At 53.6% G+C, this 13,967-nt stretch carries 13 protein-coding genes; 4 read left to right on the top strand and 9 right to left on the bottom strand.

What is annotated here, in order from left to right; all coding sequences use genetic code 11:
• Window positions 1–53 precede the first annotated feature (53 nt).
• The 3 genes from HMPREF1141_RS08005 to HMPREF1141_RS07995 all read left to right on the top strand — a co-directional run bounded on the left by HMPREF1141_RS08005 (window position 54) and on the right by HMPREF1141_RS07995 (window position 2,559).
• The gene (locus HMPREF1141_RS08005) at window positions 54–851 is read left to right on the top strand and encodes a type III pantothenate kinase (RefSeq protein ID WP_035316777.1); all 798 of its coding nucleotides are present in this window, start codon (window positions 54–56) and stop codon (window positions 849–851) included.
• Window positions 852–920: 69 nt separating this feature from the next.
• A complete protein-coding gene (locus HMPREF1141_RS08000; protein WP_009063060.1) occupies window positions 921–1,571 on the top strand; it encodes an ECF transporter S component in 651 nt (216 codons plus the stop codon).
• A 337-nt stretch (window positions 1,572–1,908) separates the two neighbouring features.
• Window positions 1,909–2,559, top strand: a complete 651-nt coding sequence (locus HMPREF1141_RS07995) for an ECF transporter S component (RefSeq protein ID WP_009062877.1) — start codon at window positions 1,909–1,911, stop codon at window positions 2,557–2,559.
• Window positions 2,560–2,655: 96 nt separating this feature from the next.
• Here HMPREF1141_RS07995 and HMPREF1141_RS07990 read toward each other — a convergent pair whose 3' ends face one another.
• From HMPREF1141_RS07990 to HMPREF1141_RS07970, 5 genes are all read right to left on the bottom strand, one after another.
• On the bottom strand, window positions 2,656–2,976 hold the full coding sequence (locus HMPREF1141_RS07990) for a DUF1540 domain-containing protein (RefSeq protein WP_035316776.1): 321 nt from the start codon (window positions 2,974–2,976) through the stop codon (window positions 2,656–2,658).
• Between the two features lie 84 nt (window positions 2,977–3,060).
• Complete coding sequence (ade, locus tag HMPREF1141_RS07985) at window positions 3,061–4,767, bottom strand: adenine deaminase (protein WP_009063064.1); 1,707 nt, start codon at window positions 4,765–4,767, stop codon at window positions 3,061–3,063.
• 192 nt (window positions 4,768–4,959) lie between these two features.
• On the bottom strand, window positions 4,960–6,840 hold the full coding sequence (htpG, locus tag HMPREF1141_RS07980) for a molecular chaperone HtpG (protein ID WP_035316774.1): 1,881 nt from the start codon (window positions 6,838–6,840) through the stop codon (window positions 4,960–4,962).
• Window positions 6,841–6,941: 101 nt separating this feature from the next.
• Complete coding sequence (locus tag HMPREF1141_RS07975; RefSeq protein ID WP_035316772.1) at window positions 6,942–8,126, bottom strand: cation diffusion facilitator family transporter; 1,185 nt, start codon at window positions 8,124–8,126, stop codon at window positions 6,942–6,944.
• A 98-nt stretch (window positions 8,127–8,224) separates the two neighbouring features.
• Complete coding sequence (locus HMPREF1141_RS07970) at window positions 8,225–8,758, bottom strand: FumA C-terminus/TtdB family hydratase beta subunit (protein WP_009063033.1); 534 nt, start codon at window positions 8,756–8,758, stop codon at window positions 8,225–8,227.
• Window positions 8,759–9,074: 316 nt separating this feature from the next.
• Between HMPREF1141_RS07970 and HMPREF1141_RS07965 the strand changes: the two genes are divergently transcribed.
• A complete protein-coding gene (locus HMPREF1141_RS07965) occupies window positions 9,075–9,719 on the top strand; it encodes an HAD family hydrolase (protein WP_009063000.1) in 645 nt (214 codons plus the stop codon).
• A 105-nt stretch (window positions 9,720–9,824) separates the two neighbouring features.
• On the opposite strand, the gene HMPREF1141_RS07960 is transcribed toward HMPREF1141_RS07965, so the two are convergent.
• The 4 genes from HMPREF1141_RS07960 to HMPREF1141_RS07940 form a co-directional block, all read right to left on the bottom strand.
• Entirely contained in the window at window positions 9,825–10,748 is a 924-nt protein-coding gene (locus HMPREF1141_RS07960) for a magnesium transporter CorA family protein (protein WP_009063105.1), read from the bottom strand.
• A gap of 290 nt (window positions 10,749–11,038) precedes the next feature.
• Complete coding sequence (locus tag HMPREF1141_RS07955; RefSeq protein ID WP_009063078.1) at window positions 11,039–11,479, bottom strand: GNAT family N-acetyltransferase; 441 nt, start codon at window positions 11,477–11,479, stop codon at window positions 11,039–11,041.
• 194 nt (window positions 11,480–11,673) lie between these two features.
• Window positions 11,674–12,786, bottom strand: a complete 1,113-nt coding sequence (gene ftsZ / locus HMPREF1141_RS07945; protein WP_009062996.1) for a cell division protein FtsZ — start codon at window positions 12,784–12,786, stop codon at window positions 11,674–11,676.
• Window positions 12,787–13,007: 221 nt separating this feature from the next.
• Window positions 13,008–13,928, bottom strand: coding sequence for an FtsQ-type POTRA domain-containing protein (locus tag HMPREF1141_RS07940; protein ID WP_009062998.1), 921 nt, complete (start codon window positions 13,926–13,928; stop codon window positions 13,008–13,010).
• Window positions 13,929–13,967 lie beyond the last annotated feature (39 nt).

Raw genomic sequence — 13,967 nt, 5'->3', positions numbered from 1 at the left:
AGATGCGGCATTGTGCTATACTATGGATATTTTGAGGAAAGGGGGAAACAGCTATTTTATTAACAGTTGACATTGGAAATACTCATATTACACTGGGCGGCTTTGAGCAGGAAACCCTCGTCTTTGTCGCAAACCTGCTGACAGGCCCTTACCGGACGGAAGATCAATACGCAGTAGAGCTTTTGCAGATTATGAATCTGCATGACGCAGAGCCGGAAGAAGTGGACGGCGTCGTTATTTCGTCTGTTGTCCCGGAGGTATCTGCCCCAATTCAGCGGGCATTGGCGCACATTTGCGGGGTACAGCCGCTGCTGCTTGGCCCCGGCGTAAAAACTGGGCTGAATATTCTGATCGATAACCCGGCGCAGCTTGGCACCGACCTGGTAGCAGATGCTGTGGCTGCCATCGCCAAATATCCTTTGCCATGCGTGATTTTTGATCTGGGCACCGCGACCACCGTCAGCTTTCTGGACAAAAACGGAAACTATTTAGGGGGAATGATTTGCGCGGGCGTGAATATCATGCTGCACGCATTGACGACCCAGACCGCGCTGCTTCCTCACATCAGCTTGCAAAACCCGAATCATTTCATCGGGAAAAACACCGTGCAGTGCATGCAGTCCGGCCTGCTGTACGGTACAGCTGCCATGCTGGACGGCCTTGCTGCGCGATTTGCCACGGAGCTTCACGAGCCCCCAACCCTGATCGCCACAGGCGGAATGGCCAATCTGGTCATGCAGAACTGCGTGAGTCCGTTTATTGTGGACAAGCACCTGCTGCTCGACGGGTTGCGGCTCATTTACGAAAAGAACCGCAAAAAGCCCCAAGCTCCCCGGTCAAAACAGGAGTGATCCCTGTGCTTGATAAATCTTAATGTGTTGCGCTGCATCCAAACATTGGAGCAGCAGCAAGGAGGAAACATGAAAGCGAATAAAAGAATCCTGTTCCTGGCACAATTTTCTATGCTGTTGGCGATCCAGATCGTTGTATGCTTTACGCCGCTGGGTTCCATCCCGATCGGCCCCATGGTCGCTACTCTGGCAGGTGTACCGGTCATTATTACTGCCATCATGCTTGGCACAAAGGCCGGCGCGCTGATGGGCTTTTTTACCGGCCTGTTCAGCTTTTTGGTCATGACCTTCACCCCTCCGTCCCCTGTTGCATTCGTGTTCACGCCCTTTTACAGCATCGGCGAAGCCAAAGGCAACTTCTGGAGCCTTGTCATTTGCTTTGTGCCCCGTATTCTGATCGGCGTGGTTGCCGGCGTGGTCTTCCAGGCCCTCAGCAGAGCACTGAAGGGTAAGAAAAGCGCCAAGGTCATTCCCTATGCAGTCAGCGGCGTGCTGGGCAGCATGACAGCCACCATTCTGGTTCTGGGCGGCATCTACGTTTTCTTTGGCCAGGCTTATGCCGCAACCCTTGGGATGAGCTATGAACTTCTGCTGGGAGCACTCGGAATTACCGTTGCCACCAATGGTCTTTTGGAAGCCGTGATTTGCGCGATCGCTGCCACCGCGGTATGCTATCCTCTGCGCAAATACAGCACCTCTGCTCTGACCGAATCAACATAATCCACCGTGTGAAAAAAAGGCCCTGGGCGGAAAACACCGCCCGGGGCCTGCTGTACGGTACCGCCGCCATGCTCTGGATGGACTTGCTTCGCGGCTTGCCGCGGAATTGCACGTCTCCCAAACCTCGGCCGCCGGTACAATGGCAAATCTGATGATGCAGAACTGCGTGAGTCCGTTTATTGTAGGCAAGCATCAGCTGCTCGACGGTCTGCGCCCCATTTCCAAAAAAACGCAAAAATCCAAAGCTTTTTCCGATCAAAACAGGGATGTCCCCTGTTCTTGATAAATCTATGTATTGCGCTGCATCCAGGCATTGGAGCAGCAGCAAGGAGGAACTATGAAAACAAACAAAAGAACCCTGTTTCTGGCACAATTCTCTATGCTGTTGGCAATCCAGATCGTCGTATGCTTTACGCCGCTGGGTTCCATCCCGATCGGCCCCCTGGTTGCCACTCTGGCAGGTGTACCGGTCATTATTACCGCCATTATGCTTGGCACAAAAGCCGGTGCGCTGATGGGCTTTTTTACCGGCCTGTTCCGATTTCTGGTTGCGACTTTCGCACCCACATCCCCTGTTGCGTTCGTGTTCACGCCCTTCTACAGCATCGGCGACGCGAAAGGCAATTTCTGGAGCCTTGTTATCAGCTTTGTGCCCCGCATTCTGATCGGCGTGGTTGCCGGCGTTGTGTTCCAGGCGCTCAAAAAAGCGCTGAAGGGCAGGAAAAGCGCGAAGGTGATCCCTTATGCAGTCAGCGGAATTCTGGGCAGCCTGACCAACACGGTTCTGGTTCTGAGCGGAATATACGTCTTCTTTGGCCAGGCTTATGCCGCGACCCTTGGAATGAGCTATGAGCTTCTGCTGGGAGCGCTCAGCGTCACTGTTGCCACCAATGGAATTTTAGAAGCCGTCGTCTGCGCGATTGCCGCCTCCGCAGTATGCTATCCCCTGCGCAGATACAGCACCGCCGCCCTGGCCGAATCAACATAATTGATGATAAAAAACAGCCCCGTGCGATTCTTCGCCCGGGGCTTCGTTACAATCAAAAAGTCCACCGGCAATGCCGGTGGACTTTTTGATCAACGCTCAGGACTGATGGAAGGTCAGGCAGCTGGTCTCCCCTTTTTCAGAAGCGCCGCTGCCGCTGATGCAAATGCTGCTGGCCGCGCAGCTTCCGCCCGCGTTATAAGAACAGTTTGTAGCGGTACAGTCGACGGGCATGGACTCATTTGGAATCGAGCCGACCATTGAATTGGAAAACGCCCCATCCTGCTGGGAAACGTAAGAAGAACAGCAGGTCTGCTCGCTGTTGAAGGCCATCGCTCCCGACACTCTGATATTGGGCAGGCAGCAAAAATTAGCGGAGTTATTAGCACAGGAATTTACGTGACACTCCAGTTTCGTCATGACGCAACACCTCATTTTGAATTGATGCTGCTAGTATTCGCACGAACAGATTCCTTATGCGTTTCAGGCCGCCGAAAAAGTCGCTCAATCGTTTTCTTTGATCAAAAAACGGTTTTCCGTCACACTGAAAATCCCGCTGTCTGTCAGGCGGATTTCGGGAATCACGCACAACGACAAAAATGAAAGATTTTGAAACGGATCCAGAGTTTCCGGCACTCCCATGCTCCGGCAAAGCTTTCCCATTTCGTACTGAGCCGACGCGACATCCAGATCGGCCTGCTCTGTAAACAGGCCCGCCACCGGCAGCGGCAGCACCTGCTGCACTTTGCCGCCGGAGCACACCGCATACCCGCCCTGGCAGGCGCGCAGCGCATCGATGGCGCAGAGAATGTCCGCATCGTTATCGCCGATTACAATCAGATTGTGAGAATCGTGAGCGATCGTAGAGGCGATCGCTCCGTTTTTCAGGCCAAAGCCCTTCACGACGCCTACCCCAAGCTGACCGGAATCGCTGTGGCGCTGTACCACCGCGGCTTTGAGTAGATCGCCCTGCGGCTGGAACACACCGTTTTCCCCGGGCAGCTCCAGATATTCCAGGCGGGTGAGAATCTCGCCGGGCACCAGCGTGATCACCGGGAAGTCCTTCTGTGCGGGCAGAGCCAGCTGCCCTGCCGAAATGGCGGGAACATGCACACTGTGCGTCAGCTCCGGCTCCGCCATAGGCTGGGGAGTACCGGTGATTTTCTCCGACGCGGGAACACCGTCCTTATAGACCTGAACGATCCGGAATTCCTCCAGATCATCCAAAACCACCAAATCGGCGCGATAGCCTGCGGCGACCGCGCCCAGATCGCGCAGACCGTAGAAACGGGCCGGCTGAATGGTCGCGCAGCAAATCGCCGTGACCGGGTCGAGCCCCAGGCGGATGGATTTGCGGATGTTATGGTCAATATGACCCTGGCGCTTGACATCATCCAGATGCAGATCATCGGTGCAGAACGCGAAGCGGTCAAACGGCAGGCCGTCTTTTAACGCACCGGACACGATCGCTTCCAGATTCCGCGCGGCGGAACCTTCCCGAATCTGCACCAGAAATCCGGACTGCACTCGCTCCAGCGCTTCCTCATAGGTGGCGCATTCGTGGTCGGTCTGAACCCCGGCCAGACGGTAGGCCTGCAGCTCATTCCCCCGAACCGACGGCGCGTGGCCGTCGATCACGCCGTGCCGCATCAGCTCGATTTTCTCGAGCAGGTCTGCTTTTCCGCTCAGCACGCCGGGGCAGTCCATCACTTCGCCAAGACCGAGCACGCGGGGGTTACGGCACAGGCGTTCCATCTGAGCGGCGGCGTACACAGCGCCGTTATGCTCCAGACTGTTGATGGGAACGCAGGAGGGCAGCATCAAATACACGTTGACGGGGACATCCTCGCTCGCGCGAAGCATGTATTCCATTCCCCGCTCCCCCGCAACGTTGACGATTTCGTGCGGGTCGGCGATCACGGTGGTGGTACCATGCGGCAGTATCTGCCGCGAAAACAGGCCGGGCGAGGTCATAGAGGATTCGATATGTACATGGGCGTCGATCAAACCCGGGCACACATAGCGCCCGGCAAGGTTCACCTCACGCTTTCCGCGGTACTCCCCTACGCCGACGATCATGCCCTCCTGAATCGCCACATCCGCGATTCGCACGCGCTTGGAAAACACATCCACCACGTTTGCGTTTTTCAGCACCAGTTCCGGCAGCTCTTTGCCCAAAGCATACGAAATCCATTCTTTCTTCCATTTCATCACAGCCTGCCCCCTTTTTCGTTCGCCTGCATTCGCTTTTTATCTGTAAAAGTTTAAAATTTTCCTTCCCCTGCCATTGGCAGAGGAAGGAGTTTTATTTTGTAAGATTCCATTTTCTTTTGCCCATGATAGCACAGACAAACAACTTTGACAAGCTGATTTTCCCAAAAAAAAGAGAGAAAAAACGGGGGATTATTCGGACATCAGGCTGCAGACCTGATTGGAGAACGCTACAGGGTCTTCGATGCTGATGCCCTCGATCAGCAGGGCCTGCGTGTACAGAAGCTGAGCGTATTCCATGAGCTTGTCCTGATTCGTTTCGTACAGCTTCTGCAAAACAGCGAACACCGAGTGGGTGGGATTCAGCTCGAGCACGCGCTGGGCCTGCACACGCTCGGCGTTCGGCATGGCGTTGAGCACCTTTTCCATCTCGAGAGAGATGGCCCCCTCGCTGGAAAGGCAGACCGGGTGGGATTTCAGGCGCTGGGAAACGATGACGGACTTCACCTTGCCGTCAAGCGCCTTCTGCAGGAATTCGAGCAGGTCTTTGTACTCTTCCTTCTGCTGCTCGGCGGCCTTCTTTTCCTCTTCGGTTTCAAGGCCCAGATCGTCGGAAGAGACATTCTTGAACTCGTGACCATCGTAGGCATTCAGGATGCGCAGCGCAAATTCATCCACCTGATCGGTCAGATACAGCATTTCAAGGCCCTTTTCGCGCAGAAGCTCCGTCTGCGGCAGCTGCTCGATGCGCGCGACGCTCTCGCCGCTGATGAAATAAATATCCTTCTGGTCTTCCTTCATCCGGCCGACATATTCCTTGAGCGTTACCGGCTTTTTCTCGCTGGACGAGTAGAACAGAAGCAAATCCTGCAATAAATCCTTATGCTGGCCATAATCGGAATACACGCCGTATTTCATCTGCAGGCCGAAGCTCGCAAAGAACGTTTCGTAATCCTCGCGGCTGTTGTTCAGCATCGCTTCCAGCTCGGACTTGATCTTCTTTTCAAGGCGGCTCTCGATCAGCTTGAGCTGACGGTCGTGCTGCAGCATTTCGCGGGATATATTCAGCGACAAGTCCTGAGAATCGACGAGACCGCGCACAAAGCTGAAATAATCCGGCAGCAGGTCGGCGCACTTCTCCATGATCATCACGCCGTTGGAATACAGCTGCAGGCCCTTTTCGAACTCCTTGGTATAGTAATCGTAGGGAGCCTTGGCCGGGATGAACAGAAGCGCGTTATAGGTGGCGGTTCCCTCTGCGCTGGTATGAATGATGCGCAGGGGCGCTTCATAATCATAGAATTTATCGCGGTAGAACTGCTCGTATTCTTCCTTTGTGATTTCGTTCTTGTTCTTGCGCCACAGCGGAACCATGCTGTTCAGGGTTTCGTCCTCATGGTAGGTTTCCGTCTCGTTTTCGGCGCCTTCTTGGCGGTGCTTTTCCACCTCCATATGGATGGGGTAACGGATGTAATCGGAATATTTTTTTACAATGGAGCGAATCCGGTACTGCTCCAGAAACTCATCGACGTTTTCTTCTTCGGTGGTGGGTTTGAGCTCCAAGACAATCTTTGTGCCGTGGCCCTCTTTCTCGCAGGGCTCGACGGTATAGCCCTCAACGCCCTTCGACTGCCAGCGCCAGGCCTCTTCGCTGCCATAGGCGCGGCTGTATACGGTCACGCAGTCGCTGACCATGAACGCGGAATAAAAGCCCACGCCGAACTGGCCGATAATCTCTACGTCATCCTTCTGCTCCATCTGCTGCTTAAAATTCAGCGAGCCGCTCTTTGCAATGACGCCCAGGTTATTTTCCAGCTCATCCTTCGTCATGCCGCAGCCGTTATCCTCAATGGTAAGGGTACGCGCCTCTTTGTCCGGCGTGATGCGGATGTAAAAGTCGTCGCGGTTCAGGCCCGTGTCGCCGTCCTGCAGGGTTCTGTAATACAGCTTATCAATCGCATCGCTGGAGTTGGACAAAAGCTCGCGCAAAAAAATTTCGCGGTGCGTGTAAATGGAATGAATCATCAATTCCAGCAATCGTTTTGATTCCGCTTTAAATTGCTTCATAACGATTTTCCTTTCCGTACAAAAAATAAATTTAGCACTCTGATAGCCAAAGTGCTAAATTTATAGTAATACAAGAACGGACAAAAAACAAGTCCAAAATGTAAATTTTACCGCTCGCGCGGGGGCGGCGAATCATCGTGGTCCACCGTGATGATCGACTCACACTGCGGCTCCTGCGATTTGATCTTCTCGCTCAGATATTCCGTCAGCCGCTCGTCGCTCCAGGAAAAGCGGTAGGGCACGACAATGTCGAAAATCACGCGGGAGTCTTCGGGCTTCCACACCGCTTGAAAATCGTGCATCGTGATTTCATCTGAAACGGCCCGCAGACTTTCTTCCACATAGATTTTCAGCCGGTTGGCCCGCTCGTCGCCCGTTACCACCGGGTCGAGATGAATCACCAGGTGAATGTTGCTGTCGGTGAGAAAATCGCGCTCGATCCGGTCAATGATCTCGTGGCTTTCCACAATATTGCGGTCGGCGCACATTTCGCAGTGAACCGAGGCAAAGCAGCGATCCGGCCCATAGTTGTGAATGTTCAGATCGTGCAGGCCGATGATGCCGGGATAAGACAGAATCCTGCGGTAAATGTCGTCGACCATCTCTTTGCTGGGAGCAAGGCCGAGCAGGGGATTCGCTGTTTCGATCACCAGGCGGAAGCCGGCGACCAAAATGAATACCGCAACGCCAAGGCCAAGCCAGCCGTCGAGCTGCCAGCCGGTAAAATACGAAATCAAAAGGCCGATCAGAACCGCGCCGGTGGAAAGAGCGTCGTTGCGGCTGTCTTGAGAGCTGGCAAGCAGCGCGGTGGAATCGATGGTACGGCTGATCTTGCGGTAAAACAGGCCCTGCCATACCTTGAGCAGCACCGACGCGATGAGTGCAATCAGCAGCGCCGTGCCGAATTCCGTGGGACGCGGGTCCAGGATTTTGCCGACAGACGTCTGCGCAAGCTGAAAGCCCACCATCACGACCAGAAAGGAAACCACCATGCCCGCAATGTATTCGATCCGCGCATGACCATAGGGATGCTCGGCATCCGCAGGCTTTGCGGAAAGGTGAAACCCGAACAGGGTCACCAGAGAAGAAGCGGAATCCGTCAGGTTGTTGAACGCATCCGCCATAATCGCGATACTGTGAAATACAAGCCCCGTAAGCAGCTTAATGAAAAACAGCACCAGGTTGGTCGCAACCCCGACCCATCCGGCCAGCTTGCCATACCGTTCCCGCAACTGGGATTGATTTCCGTTTTCCGGATCGCGGAGAAACAGACGGATCAGCAGCTTTGTCATCAAAAGGCCCCTTTCCTTTGTGCTTTAACAAATTGACTTTACAATAGTATGAGCAGTATCTTCCCCCGCCTGCGGCGGGGGAAGATACTGACAACATTTTATATTTCTGAGAACAGGCTGTTCCCCTTGGAGTCGATCGCCACCACCAGCGGCAGATCGCACAGCTCCAGCCGTTTGACGGATTCACAGCCCAAATCGTCGAACGCCACCACCTGCAGCGACTGCACACACTGGGCGGCCAGCGCTCCGGCGCCGCCGATGGCGCACAGATAAAGCGCCCCGTTGCGGCGGATGGCATCGACTACCTCCTGAGAACGGTTCCCCTTGCCGACCATCGCGGCAAGACCCATGTCGAGCAGGCGCGGCGCAAACGGGTCCATCCGGCCCGAGGTGGTCGGCCCGCAGGAGCCGATCGCCATGCCCTCCGGCGTGGGGGTGGGACCGGCATAGTAAATCACAGCGCCCTCCATCGAAAACGGCAGAGGTTTGCCCTCCTCCATCAGCGCGAAGATCCGCTTGTGCGCGGCGTCACGCGCCGTATATACCGTGCCGGAAAGCAAAACCTGATCCCCGGCTTTCAAATTCTTCGCCTGTTCCTTGAAGTCCTTTGTATTCAGCCTGATTTTTTCCAAAACAACTCTCTCCTTCTCTATGATGACCCATTCCCGTTACAATAAGTTTTACTGATAGATGGCTCTTTTTCCTCCGCACGAGGCGTGGGAGAAGACAACCGTTTTATTCAAGTAAACGCATCTGTCTGCGAAAGCACATTCTACGCCAAAGATACAGCAATTATTTTCTGATTTTTTGCGAATACGCCGAATTTGCGAAAGTGGTTTGTTTCCGAAATAAAATGCGGTATAATAAACTGTATAAGGCCGCGAATCCGGCGGCACCTTCACATGCAGGCATTCTGCATCATTTCACACAACAGAAAGGACTGCAAGCATGGCAACACCAGAAAAACTGATTGTTTTTGATTTGGACGGCACTCTCCACCGCACCGACGCTTTCGCCGTGAAAATTCACCAGATCGTGCAGGGAGAAATGAAATACCCTGTGCAGACACCGGATGAAATTCGGAGCACGTTCGGTATGCCCTCAAAGGAATATATGCCCCTCCTTCTGCCCGGCTCTGACGAAGAGGCGCAAAAACGCTATGGCAGGCGGGTAGTCGAGCTGGAAGATGAATATCTGCATCTGGCCGAAGCCTACGACGGAAGTGCAGAGATGCTCGAGCAGCTCCGCGGGGACGGATGGGTGACGGCGGTATGCTCGAATTCTTCCGTGCGGTATATCAGCGCTGTGCTGAAAGCCATTCACCTGGATGAGCTGATTGACGAAATTCAGCCGCTGGAAGCGAATTCGCGCGGAAAGGACGAAAGCCTTGCCTGTCTGTTGGAACGTGTGCAGCCCCAAAAGGCGCTGATGGTAGGCGACACCATCTTTGATCTGGACGCCGCCCGCAAAAACGACCTTCCGTTCATCGGCTGCCTGTATGGCTTCCGGCCCACAGAAATGGCCGCGGCCGACCGAAAGGTAGCCCTTGTGTCCGAAATCCCGGCCGCAGCGCAGGAGCTGCTGTTTTCCTGAGCCCCCGGTCATCGCGGTTCTGATATCTGAATACCTGATACTATACAAAGGGGAGCCGAAATCGGCTCCCTTCTTTTGTGCTGCCGGGAACACTCCGCGCGGCAACTAAAGCATATTCTTTTTGCGCAGGAAATATGCAGCGACCACCATGCAGACCATCGCCATCGCAACCGGGAACCAGAATTCCGGGATCGGCAGATCGTCGACGTTCATGCCGTACATACTCGAAATAACGGTCGGGATGGAAATAATCAGTGTGATGGAAGCCAGCACCTTCATCACGATGTTCAGGTTATTCGAAATGATCGAGGCAAACGCATCCATGGTACCCGACAGAATGTTCAGGTGGATGTTCGACATTTCAATGGCCTGCTTGACCTCAATCAGCACATCCTCGAGCAGGTCCTGATCCTCTTCATACAGGCGCACGGCGCGGCCGCGCATGATCTTTTCGATCGTGATCTCATTCGCTTTGAGCGAAGAAGAAAAGTAAACCAGCGATTTCTGGATGCTCAGCAAATGGAACAGCTCCGAGTTCTTCATCGATTTGCGAAGCTCCGCTTCCACCTGCATGCTGATCTTATCGATCTGCTTCAAATACTGCAAGTACCGGGTGGCAACCCGCAGCATGATATTCAAAATAAAACGGGTTTTCAGATTCGTCTGGACGCCCTTGACAACGCCCTCCGTAAACTCGTTGAGAAGCGGGTTTTCCCGTGTCACCACCGTGATGACGCTCTTCTCCGTCATAATAATACCGAGCGGCATGGTGGTGTACACCAGCCCATCCTCGGTTTTTTCCACACTGGGAATATCGATGATGATCAGGGTATTGCCGTCTTCCGAATCGATATGCGAGGATTCCTCTTCATCGGTCGCAGCCCGGAAGAAATCCGGCTCGATGGAAAAATCACGGATCAGACCGTTGATTTCTTCATCCTTCGGTGCAATACAATGAATCCAGCAGCCCGGCTCGTATTCCGGAATCAGCTGAATCTTGCCGTCAATGGTTTTATAATAGGACAGCATTGGCACTCAACTCCTTACCGCGCGCAAATGCTCCCCTGCATCCATAAGCAAAGGCCGCACCGCACGTTACTTTTTCGTATGGGATAATCGCCCAAAGGGTCCGCTTTCACGATGCCGCCTCCTTTGTGAATGGAATTTTTTATTTGACCCAAAAGTAATTATAGCACAAAAAACCGAGATTGCAAGAGAAATCGGGTCTTTTCGGACAGTCTTGCCCTCAATTCCGTTAATTCGGCCTTTTTAGAGCTTTTTTGCCCGAATTTCATTAAATTTAGGGCAAAAATAACGAATTAAAGATTTGTGGTAAAGCTGTATCCGTGCCTTTCAAAACCCAGGGATTCATAAAAATGGTGCGCCCGCCCGCGTTTTACATTACTGGAAAGCGCTACTTTATAACACCCGGCCTCTTTGCCGCACTCGAGCGCAAAGCGGATCATCTGCTCCCCGATGCCCTGCCCGCGGCAGTCCTCCCGCACAACCACATCTTCGATCACACCGGCAAAATCGCCGCTCAGGCTCTGCAGGATGGCGAGAGAAAAGGTGCCCACAACACAATCGCCGTCCAGCGCGACAAACACCTTGTAATATGGATATTTTTCGATTTCTTCCAGAATGTGCTCCGTCTGCTCCATCGGGATAGGCTCCTCGTTATGGAAATCCGGCTGGTAATAGAGTTCCCGGATCGCCTGCAAATCATCACGCTGTACCTGCCGGATTGTTACTTTTCTCATGGATTCCGCCTCCTGTTTTCTCACAATATTTTCTACGGTACCGGGTTTCTATTTCCTTTCTCCCGCCAAAGGAGCCGGAAAGAAACAGCCCGCTTTTCCAATGATCTATATGAATCTTTTTGTGGTTTTACCCCACGAAAAACAGGACAGAGATGTTCACCCTGTCCTGTCAGATCATTGTTTTGAGAAACGGATTACCGGTTGAAGATAGACATGATATCCGTAAAGGTGTCGTCCTCATCGAGTCCGGTCGTCTTCTCTACACGCCCCTGCTGCGGACGGGCCGAGCTGCCGGGAGCGGAAACGCCGGTTTTTGCTGCCGCGGGGCTGACAGACTGCGCGGGTGTGCCGTCGTGCGTGGCAAAGCCGGTAGCAATCACCGTTACGCTCATTTCGTCCTCCATGGACTCATCGAACGCGGTACCCCATATGATATTGGCCTCTTCGTGGGCCTGCTCCTGAATCATGCTGGCCGCTGTTTCAATTTCGTCCAGTCCGATATCGGGAGAAGATGTAATGTTGATGATAACGCCCTTCGCGCCGCTGATGGAGGTTTCGAGAAGCGGGCTGGAGATCGCCATGCTGGCAGCCAGCTGGGCCTTCTCTTTTCCGGAGGAACGTCCTACACCCATATGCGCGTAGCCGGCGTCCTTCATGACAGCACAGATATCCGCGAAATCCAGGTTGACAAGACCGGGCAGCTTAATCAGGTCCGAAATGCTCTGTACGCCCTGGCGCAGAACGTCGTCCGCGATGGTAAACGCATTGAGCAGGGTAATCCGCTGCTCGCTGACCAGCTTGAGGCGCTCATTCGGAATCACAACAAGAGAATCAACATGCTCGCGCAGTGCGGAAATTCCGTTTTCTGCCTGCTCCATGCGGCGTTTTCCCTCAAAGCTGAAGGGCTTTGTCACAATGCCGATGGTCAGGATGCCCATGTCCCGCGCAATCTCCGCAACAATCGGAGCTGCGCCTGTACCCGTGCCGCCGCCCATACCGGCAGTGATAAACACCATGTCGCTTCCGCGCAGAACAGCCGCAATCGCCTCGCGGCTCTCTTCCCCGGACTTCTGCCCGATTTCAGGCTTGGAACCGGCGCCCTTTCCGTGGGTAATTTTATCGCCGATCTGGATCTTCTGCATTGCCTTGGAACGGAACAGGGCCTGCTTGTCCGTATTGACCGTGATAAACTCAACACCCTGTACCCCCGAGACCACCATGCGATCAACCGCGTTGCCGCCGCCGCCGCCAACACCAATCACTTTTATCTGCACGATGTTATCTTCATTATCGATTTCAAAAGGCATCTGCTGCATCCTCCTGTCGTTTTATATAAAAAAAGAATTATAATCACATTGAAAAGCAAAAACAGCCCATTTATTCAGGCAGAAATACGATCTTTATTCCACTTCCAATTTGCTATCTTATATAATTTAACACCTTTCCGGCAAAATTTCAATAACTTGTCCCCTGTATTCACAGAAAATTAAGGGGTTTTTTCCTTGGAGCAGAACGATCTGTCAGAAAATCAGGCTCCGGAAGAAACCGATGACGATGAAGCCTGAGAGTTCGAGGCCGCCTGGGCCGGCGCACTGGAGAGCACCCCGTTGGGATCGAAGTAAGCGCGATCATCTTCTTTTGCGCTGCTCAGGTTCAGAACGCCTTTTTCGTCTTTACCAATATTATCCTCTCCCTCGTCGTTTTTGCCAGTCAATATTTCTTTCCCAAACCGTATTTTATAATCCAGATCGGCCGAGGAACCCAAATTCATCGTGACCCTGTCGTCGTACACCATCAGAATCCGGTAAGGGTCGCTGATGTCGATTTTGGTGATAGAAGCAAGCGAATGGGTTTTGATGAGTGACGCAAGCTGTTCATACAGCGCCTTGGAAGAGTCATCCTTGTAAACAGCCTGCTTGCCCGGCGCCGCAGACGACAGGGCCAGTCCAACAATCATGGTTGTATTCTCGGGGGGCTGCTTTGTCTGCTCCAGCACCTTGCCCGAAGCGTTTAAAAGAACATAGCTCCCGTTCGTTTCCACTGCCCCGGCCACCTGCGCGGCCTCCACCTGAATCGAGATTTCGGCCGGGAGCCTGCGGGACACCTTCACACTCCCGATATAGGGAAGCTTCTGGCCAATGGAGGTTTCCGCCTGCTTTGTTTTTGCCAGAAACAGATTCTCTCCCTTTTGAATGCCGCATGCGGAAATGATCTGCTCCTGGGAATAGCGGGAGGTGCCCGTTACCTGTATGGAATGGATCTGAAACAGCACGGTCAGCGAAAGCGTCACGGCCGCCCCCAGCACTACCAGGAACAAAAGAACATAGAATATTCGAAGCCTTCTCTTTCGTTTTTTGTGCCGTACCCGCGGGGCGCCGCTGCTTTCGGCATGGCGCGCCCGTTCCGTCTCCGGCCGGGTATCCGGTTTTCTGCGTCTTTTCTGATCCATTGTTTGAAACCTCCGGAAACCGGGGGCTTTGATAACCCC

The organism is Clostridium sp. MSTE9 (assembly GCF_000277625.1).
GTDB classification, from domain to species: domain Bacteria; phylum Bacillota; class Clostridia; order Oscillospirales; family Acutalibacteraceae; genus Faecalispora; species Faecalispora jeddahensis.
Note: the sequence above shows the minus strand (reverse complement) of the source record. Positions and strands in the feature narration are given on the sequence as shown.

Excerpts from the sequence above, each read along its gene's own strand:
- HMPREF1141_RS08000 (WP_009063060.1), top strand. The coding sequence starts at position 921 with ATGAAAGCGAATAAAAGAATCCTGTTCCTGGCACAATTTTCTATGCTG.
- HMPREF1141_RS07995 (WP_009062877.1), top strand. The coding sequence starts at position 1,909 with ATGAAAACAAACAAAAGAACCCTGTTTCTGGCACAATTCTCTATGCTG.
- HMPREF1141_RS07990 (WP_035316776.1), bottom strand. The coding sequence starts at position 2,976 with ATGACGAAACTGGAGTGTCACGTAAATTCCTGTGCTAATAACTCCGCT.
- ade (WP_009063064.1), bottom strand. The coding sequence starts at position 4,767 with ATGAAATGGAAGAAAGAATGGATTTCGTATGCTTTGGGCAAAGAGCTG.
- HMPREF1141_RS07975 (WP_035316772.1), bottom strand. The coding sequence starts at position 8,126 with ATGACAAAGCTGCTGATCCGTCTGTTTCTCCGCGATCCGGAAAACGGA.
- HMPREF1141_RS07965 (WP_009063000.1), top strand. The coding sequence starts at position 9,075 with ATGGCAACACCAGAAAAACTGATTGTTTTTGATTTGGACGGCACTCTC.
- HMPREF1141_RS07960 (WP_009063105.1), bottom strand. The coding sequence starts at position 10,748 with ATGCTGTCCTATTATAAAACCATTGACGGCAAGATTCAGCTGATTCCG.
- HMPREF1141_RS07955 (WP_009063078.1), bottom strand. The coding sequence starts at position 11,479 with ATGAGAAAAGTAACAATCCGGCAGGTACAGCGTGATGATTTGCAGGCG.
- ftsZ (WP_009062996.1), bottom strand. The coding sequence starts at position 12,786 with ATGCCTTTTGAAATCGATAATGAAGATAACATCGTGCAGATAAAAGTG.
- HMPREF1141_RS07940 (WP_009062998.1), bottom strand. The coding sequence starts at position 13,928 with ATGGATCAGAAAAGACGCAGAAAACCGGATACCCGGCCGGAGACGGAA.